General features: G+C 52.1%; 4 tRNA genes. All 4 read left to right on the forward strand.

The annotated features are described in order from the left end of the window. Positions 1–12: 12 nt before the first annotated feature. The 4 genes from I2F17_RS12520 (at position 13) to I2F17_RS12535 (ending at position 422) form a co-directional block, all read left to right on the forward strand. A tRNA-Asp gene (locus I2F17_RS12520) sits at positions 13–89 on the forward strand. Positions 90–123: 34 nt separating this feature from the next. Continuing rightward, a tRNA-Val gene (locus tag I2F17_RS12525) sits at positions 124–199 on the forward strand. Between the two features lie 36 nt (positions 200–235). Then, a tRNA-Asp gene (locus tag I2F17_RS12530) sits at positions 236–312 on the forward strand. A 34-nt stretch (positions 313–346) separates the two neighbouring features. Continuing rightward, a tRNA-Val gene (locus I2F17_RS12535) sits at positions 347–422 on the forward strand.

Below are 422 nucleotides of genomic sequence, written 5' to 3' on the forward strand. Positions count from 1 at the left end.
GTAATGTCAGATGCAGCGGTAGTTCAGTTGGTTAGAATATCGGCCTGTCACGCCGAGGGTCGCGGGTTCGAGTCCCGTCCGCTGCGCCATTTTAGACTTACACTTTAAATCTTGTGATTTAAAGGGCGCTTAGCTCAGTTGGTAGAGCGTCTGCCTTACAAGCAGAATGTCGGCGGTTCGATCCCGTCAGCGCCCACCACATTATCAACCTATAAGTCGGTTAGTAATGTCAGATGCAGCGGTAGTTCAGTTGGTTAGAATATCGGCCTGTCACGCCGAGGGTCGCGGGTTCGAGTCCCGTCCGCTGCGCCATTTTAGACTTACACTTTAAATCTTGTGATTTAAAGGGCGCTTAGCTCAGTTGGTAGAGCGTCTGCCTTACAAGCAGAATGTCGGCGGTTCGATCCCGTCAGCGCCCACCA

This window comes from Acinetobacter baretiae (genome assembly GCF_015627105.1).
In the GTDB taxonomy this organism is placed as follows: Bacteria; Pseudomonadota; Gammaproteobacteria; order Pseudomonadales; family Moraxellaceae; genus Acinetobacter; species Acinetobacter baretiae.